This window comes from Bradyrhizobium sp. USDA 10063 (genome assembly GCF_054063735.1).
In genome coordinates, this window is the sequence record NZ_JBSSGP010000002.1 from 5,864,900 (window position 1) to 5,878,989 (window position 14,090).

Annotated in this window: 15 protein-coding genes; 9 read left to right on the forward strand and 6 right to left on the reverse strand. The window is 63.6% G+C overall.

What is annotated here, in order from left to right; genetic code table 11:
* The first annotated feature begins 38 nt into the window (after window positions 1–38).
* The 4 genes from ACVJGD_RS29885 (at window position 39) to ACVJGD_RS29900 (ending at window position 4,019) form a co-directional block, all read left to right on the forward strand.
* Window positions 39–1,214 carry an IS110 family RNA-guided transposase gene (locus tag ACVJGD_RS29885; RefSeq protein WP_456632918.1) on the forward strand — a complete coding sequence of 392 codons (1,176 nt, stop codon included), beginning with the start codon at window positions 39–41 and terminating at the stop codon, window positions 1,212–1,214.
* A 644-nt stretch (window positions 1,215–1,858) separates the two neighbouring features.
* Entirely contained in the window at window positions 1,859–2,413 is a 555-nt protein-coding gene (locus ACVJGD_RS29890) for a fasciclin domain-containing protein (RefSeq protein ID WP_456637588.1), read from the forward strand.
* A gap of 174 nt (window positions 2,414–2,587) precedes the next feature.
* Window positions 2,588–3,217, forward strand: a complete 630-nt coding sequence (locus ACVJGD_RS29895; protein WP_456637589.1) for a cytochrome b/b6 domain-containing protein — start codon at window positions 2,588–2,590, stop codon at window positions 3,215–3,217.
* Between the two features lie 16 nt (window positions 3,218–3,233).
* Window positions 3,234–4,019, forward strand: a complete 786-nt coding sequence (locus ACVJGD_RS29900; protein ID WP_456637590.1) for a molybdopterin-binding protein — start codon at window positions 3,234–3,236, stop codon at window positions 4,017–4,019.
* Between the two features lie 887 nt (window positions 4,020–4,906).
* On the opposite strand, the gene ACVJGD_RS29905 is transcribed toward ACVJGD_RS29900, so the two are convergent.
* Window positions 4,907–6,097 (reverse strand): YbfB/YjiJ family MFS transporter, encoded by a 1,191-nt coding sequence (locus ACVJGD_RS29905; RefSeq protein ID WP_456637591.1) that lies wholly within the window; start codon window positions 6,095–6,097, stop codon window positions 4,907–4,909.
* Window positions 6,098–6,233: 136 nt separating this feature from the next.
* Between ACVJGD_RS29905 and leuB the strand changes: the two genes are divergently transcribed.
* Window positions 6,234–7,346: a 3-isopropylmalate dehydrogenase gene (leuB, locus tag ACVJGD_RS29910; RefSeq protein ID WP_456637592.1), complete on the forward strand. Its 1,113-nt coding sequence runs from the start codon at window positions 6,234–6,236 to the stop codon at window positions 7,344–7,346.
* A gap of 117 nt (window positions 7,347–7,463) precedes the next feature.
* Here leuB and ACVJGD_RS29915 read toward each other — a convergent pair whose 3' ends face one another.
* The gene (locus ACVJGD_RS29915) at window positions 7,464–7,865 is read right to left on the reverse strand and encodes a hypothetical protein (RefSeq protein ID WP_456637593.1); all 402 of its coding nucleotides are present in this window, start codon (window positions 7,863–7,865) and stop codon (window positions 7,464–7,466) included.
* A 363-nt stretch (window positions 7,866–8,228) separates the two neighbouring features.
* Between ACVJGD_RS29915 and ACVJGD_RS29920 the strand changes: the two genes are divergently transcribed.
* Both ACVJGD_RS29920 and ACVJGD_RS29925 read left to right on the forward strand, forming a co-directional pair.
* Window positions 8,229–9,263: an aspartate-semialdehyde dehydrogenase gene (locus ACVJGD_RS29920; protein WP_456637594.1), complete on the forward strand. Its 1,035-nt coding sequence runs from the start codon at window positions 8,229–8,231 to the stop codon at window positions 9,261–9,263.
* Window positions 9,264–9,297: 34 nt separating this feature from the next.
* On the forward strand, window positions 9,298–9,849 hold the full coding sequence (locus ACVJGD_RS29925; protein WP_456637595.1) for a TIGR00645 family protein: 552 nt from the start codon (window positions 9,298–9,300) through the stop codon (window positions 9,847–9,849).
* A 41-nt stretch (window positions 9,850–9,890) separates the two neighbouring features.
* On the opposite strand, the gene ACVJGD_RS29930 is transcribed toward ACVJGD_RS29925, so the two are convergent.
* Window positions 9,891–10,553 carry a carbonic anhydrase gene (locus tag ACVJGD_RS29930; protein ID WP_456637596.1) on the reverse strand — a complete coding sequence of 221 codons (663 nt, stop codon included), beginning with the start codon at window positions 10,551–10,553 and terminating at the stop codon, window positions 9,891–9,893.
* A gap of 95 nt (window positions 10,554–10,648) precedes the next feature.
* Between ACVJGD_RS29930 and ACVJGD_RS29935 the strand changes: the two genes are divergently transcribed.
* Window positions 10,649–11,527: an HpcH/HpaI aldolase/citrate lyase family protein gene (locus tag ACVJGD_RS29935; RefSeq protein WP_456637597.1), complete on the forward strand. Its 879-nt coding sequence runs from the start codon at window positions 10,649–10,651 to the stop codon at window positions 11,525–11,527.
* A 130-nt stretch (window positions 11,528–11,657) separates the two neighbouring features.
* Here the strand turns inward: ACVJGD_RS29935 and ACVJGD_RS29940 are convergent, their stop codons facing one another.
* The 3 genes from ACVJGD_RS29940 to ACVJGD_RS29950 form a co-directional block, all read right to left on the reverse strand.
* Window positions 11,658–12,443 (reverse strand): hypothetical protein, encoded by a 786-nt coding sequence (locus ACVJGD_RS29940; protein ID WP_456637598.1) that lies wholly within the window; start codon window positions 12,441–12,443, stop codon window positions 11,658–11,660.
* Window positions 12,444–12,555: 112 nt separating this feature from the next.
* Window positions 12,556–13,161, reverse strand: coding sequence for a 3-isopropylmalate dehydratase small subunit (gene leuD, locus ACVJGD_RS29945; protein ID WP_456637599.1), 606 nt, complete (start codon window positions 13,159–13,161; stop codon window positions 12,556–12,558).
* A gap of 81 nt (window positions 13,162–13,242) precedes the next feature.
* A complete protein-coding gene (locus ACVJGD_RS29950) occupies window positions 13,243–13,641 on the reverse strand; it encodes a metallopeptidase family protein (protein WP_456637600.1) in 399 nt (132 codons plus the stop codon).
* Between the two features lie 103 nt (window positions 13,642–13,744).
* On the opposite strand from ACVJGD_RS29950, the gene ACVJGD_RS29955 reads away from it, so the two are divergent.
* Entirely contained in the window at window positions 13,745–14,071 is a 327-nt protein-coding gene (locus ACVJGD_RS29955; RefSeq protein WP_456637601.1) for a hypothetical protein, read from the forward strand.
* Window positions 14,072–14,090 lie beyond the last annotated feature (19 nt).

Sequence of the window (14,090 nt, forward strand, 5' to 3'; positions counted from 1 at the left end):
AGGTTTGGGTTTCCACACTCGAACCATCGGAGAGTCTGATGCAAGCATTGACCAAGAACACGCCCACCGCCGGGCATTGTGGCACGATTTTCGTTGCGATCGAACTGAGTCAGAAGACGTGGCTGGTGACGCTGCACAGTCCGGATCGGGACCGGATATCGCGCCACAAGCTGGAAGGCGGCGATCACGCCGGGCTGCTGGCGCTGATCGAGCAGGTCAAGGCCCGGGCGACTGCGAAGCTTGGAGCGGCGCCGCGGGTGGTGAGCTGCTACGAGGCTGGCTATGACGGCTTCTGGCTGCACCGGCTGCTCGCGGCGGCTGGGATCACCAACTTCATCTTCGACCCGGCGAGCATCGCGGTGGAGCAACGGGCGCGGCGGGCGAAGACAGACCGGATCGATGGCGAGCTTCTGCTGCGCACCTTGATGGCTCATTTGCGAGGCGAGCCGCGGGTGGTGCGGATCGTCCGGGTGCCGAGCGTGGCCGAGGAGGACGCCCGGCGCGCCAGCCGCGAACGCGAACGACTGGTGAAGGAGCAGACGGGGCACACCAACCGGATCAAGGCGCTGCTGCGCCTGTTGGGCATGGCGGCCGGCACCTTGCGACGACGGACCTGGCTCGCCTGGCTGGAGCAGCAGCGGGACTGGCAAGGGCAGCCGCTGCCGCCGCAGCTTCTGGCCGAAGTGAAGCGCGAGCATGCCCGGCTGATGCTGGTGCGCGACCAGCTCAAGGCGCTGGAGCAGGCCCAAGTCGCTACAGAAGTCGCGGCAGAAGTCGCGGCGGAAGCCGCCGCGGCGCCGGCGCCGATGGCGAAGCGACGGGATCAGTTGCAGCAGCTCAAGGCGCTCGGCCCGGCGTTTGCCGCGACGCTGGTGAACGAGGTGTTCTACAAGGACTTCCGCAACCGGCGCGAGGTCGCCAGCTATTGCGGATTGGCGCCCAGTCCCTGGCAAAGCGGCAGCATCGATCGCGAGCAGGGGATCAGCAAGGCCGGCAACCGGCGCGCCCGCCACAAGACGATCGAACTGGCCTGGCTCTGGCTGCGCCATCAGCCGGACAGCGCGCTCAGCCGCTGGTTCCGCACCCGCACCGAAAACGCCGGCAAGCGCGCCAAGCGCATCGCCATCGTCGCGCTGGCGCGCAAGCTGATCGTGGCGCTGTGGCGCTATCTCACCACCGGCCTTGTTCCGGAGCAGGCCGTGATGAAGGCCTAGCACCGGACCACGCCACCAGGGCGAGGCGGCTCCGCGCCGCGCGCCCCGTACAGGATGGATGATGACCGTGCCACCCAGGGGCCCAACCAGGCCGCTTTGTAGATGGGTCTCATCCTCTTGGCTTCCTCGCCGCAAGCATGCGGAATGTGGGTACGGATCAGCCGATCCGACCGGATATGAGGTGATGCAGTGAGCTGCAGAAATCTTCGGAAGCCAATCCTCGCCCGGGGCCCGGTCGTCGCGCTGCGCTACGCATGGCTCCGCGCGCCGCCCTCTCACTGCAAAAACCCAACCCGCACCGGTTCAAGAGCCTTGACTCACAAAGCCCCATATGAGGGTGGGCAGAGCTAGCGTGCCCACCGTCAAGCACTCCGCTCGTGATGGTGGGCACGCTTCCGTCTCCGCCTGTGTTGACCACGGCGCGAGAAGTCGCTTTGCCCACCCTACGGCCCGCTACGCACGTCACCCCACGGCCTCGCCCGCAATTAGTTTCAGCCATCACGATAAATTATCCCGCGAAACCACGTCCCGAATCCTCCCGTAGCTGCGGCCAACGACGGCGCAATCGCATAGCCGCGCCGTCGTTGCCTTTCATCCCCGGCGGCAGTTCCGCCGGTCACCTTTAGCCAAACGGGAGATTGTCCATGTTGAAACGTACAGCACTTCTCGCCGCCGCAGCGTTCAGCGCGCTGGCGCTCACCGCGACCGTGATGGCGCCGGTTCGCGCCGAGGAAAAGACCGTGATGGTCGGCGGCGCCGCGATGTTCCCGTCCAGGAACATCATCCAGAACGCGGTCAATTCGAAGGACCACACCACCCTCGTCGCCGCGGTGAAGGCCGCGGGCCTGGTCGAGACGCTGCAAGGCAAGGGTCCGTTCACCGTGTTCGCGCCGACCAATACGGCGTTCGGTAAACTGCCGGCCGGCACCGTCGACACCCTGGTCAAGCCCGAGAACAAGCCGACGCTGACCAAGATCCTGACCTATCACGTCGTGGCCGGGAAATATGACGCTTCCAGCCTCTCCGACGGCAAGAAGCTCAGGACCGTCGAAGGCGAGGAACTGACCGTGAAGAAGCAGGACGGCAAGGTCTGGATCGGCGACGCCAAGGGCAACTGGTCGACGGTGACGATTTCCAACGTCAACCAGTCGAACGGCGTGATCCATGTGATCGACACCGTGTTGATGCCCGCCTCGTAACGCGCCTGTTTCAGCCCCGGACAGGAAGCGTTACAAGCGAGCCGGGGGTAACCCGGCTCGCTTTTTTGTGACCACGATGCGCTGTTCGTATCGAATTGATAGCCACGTGTCGCAGTAACAAGGCCCCCATCCGGGCGTATAAGTCCGTAACGAACCCCGAGCAGGGAAACAGCCATGTCGAGCCTTGCAGTCAGCAACGAGCATGCTCCCGCCAGCACCGCGAAGGCGATCCAGCCGGCCTGGGTGCGGATCGTGCACTGGATCAATGCGGTCGCGATGATCATGATGATCATGTCGGGCTGGCAGATCTACAACGCCTCGCCGCTGTTCAACTTCACGTTCTCCCGCAGCATCACGCTCGGCGGCTGGCTCGGCGGCGCGCTGCTCTGGCATTTCGCCGCGATGTGGCTGTTGATGGTCAATGGCCTGGTCTATCTCATCCTTGGCTTCGTCACCGGCCGCTTCCGCAGGAAGTTGCTGCCGATCACGCCGGCGGGCGTGATCTCGGATACCAAGGCGGCACTGACCTTCAAGCTCTCGCACGACGATCTCACCAAGTACAATTACGTGCAGAAGCTGTTGTATGCCGGCATCATCATCGTCGGTGTGCTCATCGTGCTGTCGGGCCTGTCGATCTGGAAGCCGGTGCAGTTGCAGTGGCTGACCGCGCTGTTCGGCGGCTACGATGCCGCGCGCTATGTCCACTTCTTCTGCATGGCGCTGATCGTCGCCTTCCTCGTTGTTCACGTCGCGCTCGCGATCCTGGTGCCGAGAAGCTTGCGCGCCATGATCATTGGCCGCTGAGTTCAAGGAGAGAGTCATGGGCCGTATGCGCAAGCTCCTGATCCCCGGCGTCGACAAGAAGCTCCTGGTCAAGGACGCCGTGAAGCTGATGCCTGATTTGACACGCCGGCGTTTCATCACGGGCGGTGCCAGCCTGGGGGCGCTGACGCTGCTCACCGGTTGCGACGTCGTCGACAGCTCCTCGGCGGAAACGATGCTGGCGCAGGTCTCGAAGTTCAACGATGCGGTGCAGGCCTGGATGTTCAATCCGAACACGCTGGCGCCGACCTTTCCGGAAAGCGCCATCACAAAGCCGTTTCCGTTCAACGGCTATTACGACCTCGACGAAGCGCCCGAGATCGACGGCAAGGACTGGAAGCTGGAGGTGCGCGGCCTGGTCGAGAACAAGAATCCGTGGACGCTGGAGGAGCTCTACAAGCTGCCGCAGGTCAAGCAGGTCACGCGCCATATCTGCGTCGAGGGCTGGAGCGCGATCGGGAGCTGGACCGGCACGCCGCTGCGCGATTTCCTGAAGCTTGTCGGCGCCGATACACGCGCGAAATATGTCTGGTTCCAGTGCGCCGACAAGGACGGCTACAACTCGCCGCTGGACATGCCGACCGCGCTGCATCCGCAGACCCAGATGACCTTCAAATTCGCCGACGAGATTTTGCCGCGCGCCTACGGCTATCCGATGAAGATCCGGGTGCCGACCAAGCTCGGCTTCAAGAACCCGAAATACGTGATCTCGATGGAAGTCACCAACGACTACAAGGGCGGCTACTGGGAAGACCAGGGCTACAATTCCTTTAGCGGAAGTTAGCTCCTCCGCCGTCATTCCGGGCCGCCACGAAGTCGCGAGCCCGGAATCCATCGGGCCGCAGTCGCAGGTGGCGACATGGGTTCCGGGCTCGTCCTTCGGACGCCCCGGAATGCCGAGTAGCGTTCGTGGAAATTTCCTCAATCCAATCAATGTGATTTTGCCCCGTCCAGTCTTGTCGCGAAAAACATTCCGCTTCCGTCGTCGGGCAAATCAGTGATTTAACTCCGCGCGTCTCACCCGAATGAGGGGCGGCTCGCGATCGTCACGAACGTTGCGGTGAGATGCGGCGGACGCGGGTGTTGCGAAAGACGAACGCAATGTCAGCGGACGGCGAAGTCGTGTGGTTCCGGCGCCCCGACGCTGGCGCTAAGTCTCGCGGAGATGATCCGTGAGGTGACGGTGGCAAGAAAGCCCGGTCACCGGGAAGAGCACGAAGTAAGCCGTAAACCATCGCGCAGGGAAAGCCGGTGTTGCTCCGGTGACCTGTGGTCCTACCCCCGTGCTTTTTGTTGCACGGGGCCCATGGGTGCAACCGGCACCCGGCTTTCCCTGCGCCCTCTGTTCGATGAGAGGGTGAAACGAACGCAAAGCTCGGGCGCACCGCGCCGCGAGAACGCGGGCACACATCCCGTCATCATACTCCACCGTCATGCCCGCGAAGGCGGGCATCCAGTAACCGGCGGCCTCTCTACTTAAACTCGGTCGCCGCTGGAATACTGGATCGTCCGGTCAAGCCGGACGATGACAGCGGAGAGCTGTTTGACATTTGAATCAGAACCTCTCCCCGCGTCATTGCGAGCGCAGCGAAGCAATCCATTTCGCCACTTGCGGAGGCATGGATTGCTTCGCTGCGCTCGCAATGACGACACCGGGACTGCTAGCCTTCTCTACGCCTTCACCGGCAACTTCCGCTGGAACGCCGACAGGATCGCGCCGAGCGCCAGCATCGCGGCTGATATGTTCAGCGCGAACGACAGGCTGCCGACCGCATCGGTGATCGCGCCGACGACAATCGGTCCGATGGTCTGGCCGATGCCGAATGAGATCGTCAGCGCGGCAATTGCCGTCGGCCAGGACGACGGCGGATAGTTGAAGCGCACGAAGGCGGTGGTCGATCCCACCACGGCGAAGAAGGCGACGCCAAACACCAGGGCGGAGACTGCGAGCAACAGCGGCGAGTGTCCGAAAATCGGCAGTCCGGCGCCGATCGCGTTGACGCCGAGGATGATCGTCGTGGCAAGCCCGCCGCGGTTGAGCCCAAGCACCCCTCGCCACACCCACGGCGTCACGAAAGCGCTCAGCCCGATCAGGCTCCAGAATGCGCTTTGCGCCAGCGCGCCGCCGCCGGCGTCGCGCACATAGGCGATCATGAAGGTCATGTAGGCGATATAGCCTGCGCCGAACAGGAAATAGCCGGTGAAGTAGATCGCAACTGGCGCGATCGCGAACTTCGCCGAGGCCTCCTGCCTGGTCATGGCATCGGAAGGGAAGGATGCGAGCCATAGCGGAATGGTCATGATGGCAGCGAGCAGCGTCATCGCCCACCATACGATCCACCACGAGCCGGGGCCGAACCATTGCAGCACGAATGGCGCCACCAGCCCCGACAGCAGGATGCCGCTGCCGGGTCCGGCATAGAACAGGCTGAGCAGGAAATTGGCGCGCTCGGGCCGCGTCTGCGCGATCATCGCCGCAAGCGCGCCGCCGCCGACGAAGCCGGCCGCGGCGCCGAGGCCGGCGAGCAGCCGCGCAACGCTCAGTACCACAAAGTTGCCGGTGACGGCGCAAAGCGCGAGCGATACCACGCAAGCCAGCGTGCCCCAGCGCACGGCCGCTACCAGCCCGAAGCGCCGGATCAGCCGCGCGGCGAACAGCGCGCCGATCAGATATCCGGCAGCGTTGATGGTGTTCATAAAGCCCGCCGCGGAATAGGACCACGCAAGCGAGTCACGCATGTCAGGCAGCACCAGCGAATAGGCGAAGCGCCCGATGCCGAGGCCTGCGGTCGGCGCCAGCGACAGGATGAGGATCAGCCGCGCGAGATGCGCGTAAGGCGAGGGCGAGTCGGGCGATTTCATGGGGACTCCGGCGGGGCCATATTGTGGCAGGCCTTGCCGCGTCTGCACAGGGCGTGCGCCGGGAATGGTGTCTTGCCAATCGCGCAACAGCGTTTTAGCACTCCGCCCGGATTTTTTTCTCTCAAGGCGAGCACCCATGGCGACCCAAAAACTCCTGCTCCTGCCCGGCGACGGCATCGGCCCCGAAGTGATGGCGGAGGTGAAGCGCCTGATCGGCTGGCTGAAGGCGGAAGGAATCGCGACATTCGAAACCGAAGAGGGGCTGGTCGGCGGCGCCGCCTATGACGCGCACAAGGTCTCGATCTCGGAAGGCGACATGGCCAAGGCGAAGGCTGCCGATGCCGTGATCTTCGGCGCGGTCGGCGGTCCGAAATGGGACAACGTTCCCTATGAGGTGCGGCCCGAAGCCGGCCTGTTGCGGCTGCGCAAGGATCTCGGCCTGTTCGCCAATCTGCGGCCCGCCGTGTGCTATCCGGCGCTCGCCGATGCCTCGAGCCTGAAGCGCGAGGCGGTCGAGGGGCTCGACATCATGATCGTGCGCGAGCTCACCGGCGGGGTCTATTTCGGCGAGCCGAAAACCATCACCGATCTCGGCAACGGCCAGAAGCGCGCCATCGACACTCAGGTCTACGACACCTACGAGATCGAGCGCATCGCCCGCGTCGCCTTCGACCTTGCGAAGAAGCGCCGCAACAAGGTGACCTCGATGGAAAAGCGCAACGTCATGAAATCGGGCGTGCTTTGGAACGAGGTGGTCACCCAAGTGCACAAGCGCGAATACCCTGACGTGACGCTGGAGCACCAGCTTGCGGATTCCGGCGGCATGATGCTGGTGAAATGGCCCAAGCAGTTCGACGTCATCGTCACCGACAATCTGTTCGGCGACATGCTGTCCGATATCGCGGCGATGCTGACCGGTTCGCTCGGCATGCTGCCGTCGGCCTCGCTCGGTGAGGTCGATGCCAAGAGCGGCAAGCGCAAGGCGCTGTACGAGCCGGTGCACGGCTCGGCGCCCGATATTGCCGGCAAAGGCCTCGCCAACCCGATCGCGATGCTCGCCTCGTTCGGCATGGCGCTGCGCTATTCCTTCGACATGGGCGCGCTCGCCGACAAGCTCGATGTAGCAATCGCTGCGGTGCTCGCAAGCGGCCTGCGTACCGCAGACATCAAGTCCGAAGGCACGACATCAGCCTCGACCACGCAGATGGGCGAAGCGATTCTGAAGGAATTGCAGAAGCTGCACGCGTAGGCGCAACACGCTCCGGATTGGTAGGGTGGGCAAAGCGAAGCGTGCCCACCATCACGAGCGGAGTGCGAAATGGTGGGCACGGCGCGATGCGCCTTTGCCCACCCTACAAGTTCGCAATCAATACAGCGGGAACCGGGTCGGCTCGCCGCCCAAATCCGACGCCGGATTAAGCGGCTGCCGGTCGATCGGCCGATTGAGGTTTTCGCGCGCGAAGGTTGGATACCCGTACGGCGACGGAAACGCGTAGTCCTGGAACTTGCGGTCGCCCGGCAGCACCTCGGTGCCGGCATCGAGCCAGGAGCGGGTGGTCACGAAGACGCGGGTGCGCGGCCCCTGCTGGTAGGAGCGGTTGGGGCCCTGCGCGCCGTAAGTGACCCGGCCGTCGCGGTCATACTGCAGCCGCTGCTGCTGCTGGCGCTTGGTCTGGGCATCAGCCGGGCTGGCGAGGAGACCGACCACCGCCGCGGCGGTAGCAAGAAATACCGCGAACCTGGTCGCAGCAGGAAATTTGGCAGTCATTTCATCCTCGTCACTGTGCCCGCGCGCGGGGCTGGCAGATCGCCCATCTGATTTGGTCACATTGTAGCCTTGGCGCAACTGCCGCCACTAGGTCAAATGCGCCACACTGGCGCGCAATAATGCCGCGGAAACCGCAAAAGTTTCATGAAAACCAGTGCCTTGCCGCGATGTCGCCATCATCGAAGGGGCGCCGCGGGCGGTGGCGAGCGGCGCCGGCGTGACTACATCATGTCGTCCGAACAGGCGGCCGGACCGGCAAGGCTTACGTCTAACGTTGTCTTAACGGCGTTTCTCGCATAGAAGCGCTGCGCTTCCTTATCCGCCGGATGCGGCAGGCGAGCATTTTTCCTCGGAGAGTGAACGATGGGTTACAAAGTCGCGGTGGTGGGTGCGACCGGTAATGTCGGGCGGGAAATGCTCGGCATCCTGGACGAGCGCAAATTCCCGGCGGACGAGGTGGTGGCGCTGGCTTCGCGCCGCAGCGTCGGCGTCGACGTCTCCTACGGCGACCGGACCCTGAAGGTCAAAGCGCTCGAGCATTACGACTTCTCCGACGTCGACATCTGCCTGATGTCGGCGGGCGGCGCGGTGTCGAAGGAATGGTCGCCGAAGATCGGCGCCGCCGGCGCGGTCGTGATCGACAATTCGTCGGCCTGGCGCATGGATCCGGACGTGCCGCTGATCGTGCCGGAGGTGAATGCGGACGCGGCCGCGGGCTTCACCAAGAAGAACATCATCGCCAACCCGAACTGCTCGACCGCGCAGCTCGTGGTGGCGCTGAAGCCCTTGCACGACAAGGCGACGATCAAGCGTGTCGTGGTCTCGACCTATCAGTCGGTCTCGGGCGCCGGCAAGGATGCGATGGACGAACTGTTCTCGCAGACCAAGGCCGTCTACACCAATGACGAATTGATCAACAAGAAATTCCCGAAGCGCATCGCCTTCAACGTCATCCCCCACATCGACGTCTTCATGGAGGACGGCTACACCAAGGAAGAGTGGAAGATGATGGCGGAGACCAAGAAGATCCTTGATCCGAAGATCAAGCTCTCCGCGACCTGCGTGCGCGTGCCGGTCTTCGTCGGCCATTCGGAAGCCGTCAATATCGAGTTCGAGAGCCCGATCACGCCGGATGAGGCGCGCGACATCCTGCGCAATGCGCCGGGCTGTCTCGTCATCGACAAGCAGGAGCCCGGTGGCTACGTCACCCCCTATGAGGCGGCGGGCGAGGACGCGACCTATATCAGCCGCATCCGCGAGGACGCGACGGTGGAGAACGGGCTCGTGCTGTGGTGCGTGTCGGACAATTTGCGCAAGGGCGCTGCGCTGAACGCGGTGCAGATCGCCGAATGCCTGATCAACCGCAAGCTGCTCACCGCCAAGAAGAAGGCGGCCTGAGAGGCGATTGGTGAATGACCGGGGAGCCGGATCGATGACCGACGAGCCGGCTCCTTATCGACCTGATCCCCGGCTGAAGCGCGTCGAGGATGGCTTCGAAAGCCTGATCTTCAACAGCCGCTGGCTGATGGCGCCGTTCTATTTCGGCCTCGTCGTCAGCCTGGCCGTACTGCTCTACAAGTTCGTCGCGCTGCTGTGGGAGTTCATCCTGCACGTGCCGTACGCCAAGGAATCCGACATCATTCTCGGCGTGCTCAGCCTCATCGACGTGTCGCTGACCGGCAATCTGATCCTGATCGTGGTGTTCTCGGGCTATGAGAACTTCGTGTCCCGGATCGATCCCGCCGGCCATCCGGACTGGCCGGAATGGATGACCAAGGTCGATTTCGGCGGCCTGAAGCAGAAGCTGCTCTCCTCGATCGTGGCGATCTCGGCGATCCAGGTGCTGAAAGCCTTCATGAACATCGATGCGATCTTCGATGCGCAGAAGATGGGATGGCTGGTCGGCGTCCACCTGGTGTTCGTGTTCTCGACCCTGATCCTGGCCTTGTCGGACCGCTGGGGCGCCGGCCACGGGGCGGATTGATTGGCGAATAGGGAGTAGCGAATAGCGAATAGCGAGTGGAATTATCCCGTTCGCTGCTCGCCACTCGCCATTCGCGCACTCACGAATTCCTTCGTCGCCCGGTCGAGCACGAACAGCGATCCTTCGGCGACGCCGAAATAGGCGCCGTGCAGGTTCGTCTCGCCGTTCTGCACCCGCTCGCGCACGAACGGGAACGTCATCAGGTTCTCGAGCGAGCGGAACACCGCGGCTTTCTCGATCCGGATGGTGAAATCCTGCATCGTCTCGTGCTCGCGCTGCTCGACCACCTCGCCGGGCTTGATGAACATCTGCATCCACTTGCCGATGAAGTCGCCGGGCGACAGCGGCTGGATCTTATCGATGAAGGCGCGGATGCCGCCGCATTGGGCATGGCCGAGCACGACGATGTGCTTCACCTTGAGCACGTTGACGGCATATTCCAGCGCCGCCGAGACGCCGTGGGTACCGCTGTCGGGCTGGTAGACGGGAACCAGGTTGGCAACGTTGCGCACCACGAACAATTCACCCGGTCCCGCGTCGAAGATCACTTCCGGCGAGACGCGGGAATCGCAGCAGCCGATCACCATCACCTCGGGCGACTGGCCGCGCTCGGACAATTCGCGGTAGCGCGACTGTTCCGTGGGCAGCCGCTGCGTGGCGAAAGCCCGGTAGCCGTCGAGCAGACGTTGCGGGAAAAGCTCCATGCCTTTGCCTAACCACAAGCCGATGACCGGAACAAGGCTTCCGGACCGATGGCCGAAATGATAGGCGAGAAGGCAACGACCGAAAGGAAACGACCATGACCCGTCCGCGCCGCAGCCTGTTGTTCATGCCCGGATCCAACGCGCGAGCGCTGGAGAAAGCGCGCAACCTGCCGGCCGACGGCATCATCCTCGACCTCGAGGATTCGGTGGCGCCTGATACCAAGGGCCTGGCGCGGGACCAGATCGCGGCTGCCGTGGCGGCCAAGGGCTTCGGCAAGCGCGAGGTGCTGATCCGGATCAATAGCCTCGATACGCCGTGGTGGGTCGACGACATCGGCATGGCCGGCAAGGCGCAGCCCGACGGCATCCTGGTTCCCAAGGTCTCCAGCGTCGCCGACCTCAATGCGATTGCCGACCGCCTGAGCGACATCAATGCCCATGCCTCGATCCGGGTCTGGGCCATGATCGAGACCGCGCGTGCGGTGCTGCATGCCGAGGAACTTGCTGCGGCCTCAAAGGATTCCGAAACCCGCCTTGCCGGTTTCGTATTCGGCCCGAACGACATTTCGCGGGAGACGCGGATCAAGATGCAGCCGGGCCGCGCGATCATGGTCCCCATGATCACGCATTGCATCCTGGCGACGCGTGCGCACGGATTGGAAATCCTCGACGGCCCCTATAGCGATTTCGCCAATGTCGACGGCTTTGCCGCCGAATGCGCACAAGCGCGCGATCTCGGCTTCGACGGCAAGACGCTGATCCATCCGGGCCAGATCGAAGCCTGCAATGCGATCTTCACCCCGCCGGCGGAAGAAGTCGCGGAGGCGCGCAAGATCATCGCTGCGTTCGACAAGCCGGAAAATGCCTCGCGCGGCGCGATCCAGATCGACGGCCGCATGGTGGAGCGGCTCCACGCCGAGATGGCGCGGCGCACGATCGCGATGGCGGATGCGATCGCGGCGATGAGGACTTGATCCCGTCGTCGCGGGCTTGACCCGGGACCCATAACCACAGGCTTTTGTAATGCGCTCTGCCGTAACCGCTTGCGCGCACCACAACAGCAGCCTGTGGCTATGGGTCTCGGCTTTTCGCCGGGACGACAGATTAGCCGAACTTCTCGGCCGCCCACGCATAGAGACTGCCAGGGATCGGCGCTTCGCGGCCGCGGCCCTTCGGCGAGATATGCAGCCCGATGACGTCGGGATTGCCGAGCAAATTCGAAAAGTCGCGGGGCTCGAAGAACAATTTTGGTTCGGCATGCACCGCATAGAACGACTGTTTCGGCAGGGCGTATTGCAACTCCCCGGCGCGACGGGCAAGCGCGGTGAGTGCCGGCGGGCCGTAGAGCGAGATCCGGATGTCCGAGAGGCGATGGGAAACGCCGCGCAGGCGCCGCAGCGCGAAGACGATGCGATGACGGAGCGCGAGCCACTCCGGCGTCAGCTCCTCCTGCTTCATCAACGCTTCGAAAGCGCGCACGATCGGATCGTCCGGCGGAAGATAGAGCACGGAGTTGCCGAGCTGGCGCGGCCGCTCCCAGGCGAAATAAGGCTTGGCCGGATCGATCTCGATCGGCTTCAGCAGCAGCACATCGGCATCGAGCCAAAGGCCGGCGCGTTCGGCCATCAGCCGCATCCGGAAGAAATCGCTGAATTGCAGCATGGTCCAGCCGTGCCAGCTCCCATCCGGCTCCGGCGGGCGCAGCTTCTCGGAGAACGCATGCGGCAGGATCGCCTCGGCCTCGGCATTGCCGACGCCGTCGGGCAGGCCGGGCAGCGGATCGAAACTGTAGACGGTGACCTTATGGCCGGCGGCGACCTGCGAGCGCAAGCAGGTCAGCCGCAGCCGGTCGAGCGGACCATGCCAGAAGGTGACGACGTCCGGACGCATGCGCCGTCCCTCTAGAGCATGATCCGGAAACGCGGAGACCGATTTTCCGAAAAGATCATGCTCAAACTAAAAGCGGAAGAGCGCCGACGCTCGTCGGGGCTGCCTTGAAAGATCAGGCCCAGGCGCGCTCGCGGCTGGCCTTGGCCTCGTAGTCGTCGATCGACGACTTCTTCTCCATCGTCAGCCCGATGTCGTCGAGGCCGTTGATCAGGCAGTGCTTGCGGAACGGGTCGATCTCGAACTTCACGGTGCCGCCGTCGGGCCCGCGGATCTCCTGGTTCGCCAAATCGATCGTCAGCGTCGCATTGGCGCCGCGCTCGGCATCGTCGAACAGCTTGTCGAGGTCTTCCTGGGCAACGCGGATCGGCAGGATGCCGTTCTTGAAGCAGTTGTTGTAGAAGATGTCGCCGAACGAGGTCGAGATCACGCAGCGGATGCCGAAGTCGAGCAGCGCCCACGGCGCGTGCTCGCGGCTCGAGCCACAGCCGAAATTGTCGCCGGCGACCAGGATCTTGGCGTTGCGATAGGCCGATTTGTTGAGCACGAAATCGGGGTTCTCGCTGCCGTCGTCGTTGTAGCGCTGCTCGGAGAAAAGCCCCTTGCCAAGGCCGGTGCGCTTGATGGTCTTCAGGTACTGCTTGGGGATGATCATGTCGGTGTCGACATTGATGATCTTCAATGGCGCCGCGACGCCTTCCAGCTTGGTGAACTTTTCCATCGATCGCACTTCCCGGTTGCGGTGGGATGGCCGCCTATTTATCCCGGAAAGCCCCCAGGAAAAAGGCCAATTTACGCAATCCTAGCCTGCGGCGGCCTCGATCGCCTCCATATCGGCGTCCGAGAGGCCGAAATGGTGGCCGATCTCATGGACCAGGACGTGGCGGACGATGTGGCCGAGCGTCTCCTCGTGCTCGGCCCAATAGTCGAGGATTGGCCGGCGGTAGAGCCAGATCATGTTGGGCAGGCGGGGGATGTCGCCATGGCTCTGGTGCGGAAGACCAACCCCCTGGAACAGGCCGAGCAGGTCGAATTCGCTTTCGCAGCCCATCTCATCCATGACCTCGTCGGTTGGAAAATCGTCGACGCGGATGATCACGCCTTCGCAGAGGCTGCGAAAACGTTTGGGCAGGCGCTCGAAAATGTCATGCGCCATGGCCTCCATTTCGGCGAGCGACGGCGCTTTGGCTGCGGTCCACATGTTGCCTGTTTAGCGCGAGTTTCGCACAGGGCGCCAGCGCTGTTGACCTTGGCGCAGCAATCGGAGACCGTGCGGCCCGCGAACAGGATTTTGGGTGGGCGTGATGAAGCGGATCGTGACGGGAGCGCTATTGGCAGCTTTGGCGGGAGTCTCGCTTCCGGTCGCGGCTGCGCAGGCACAAACAGCGTCACCGACACGGCCGACTGCGCAGGCGGCTCGGCCCACCATCTCGGATACCTCCGCGCAACGTCGCCGGCCGCTGCGGCGCATTCCGATCTACCGTCAGGATCATTGGGAACCGGATGTCATCCCGCGCTACGATCCGGGCCCGAACGCCGTGCGCGATTGCACAGCCACTTATGTGCAGGAGTACCGACCGAGCGGAACCGTGATCACGCCGCGCATGAACTGCTACTGGCGTCCAGGTTAGCGTCCGGCTTCTACGGACC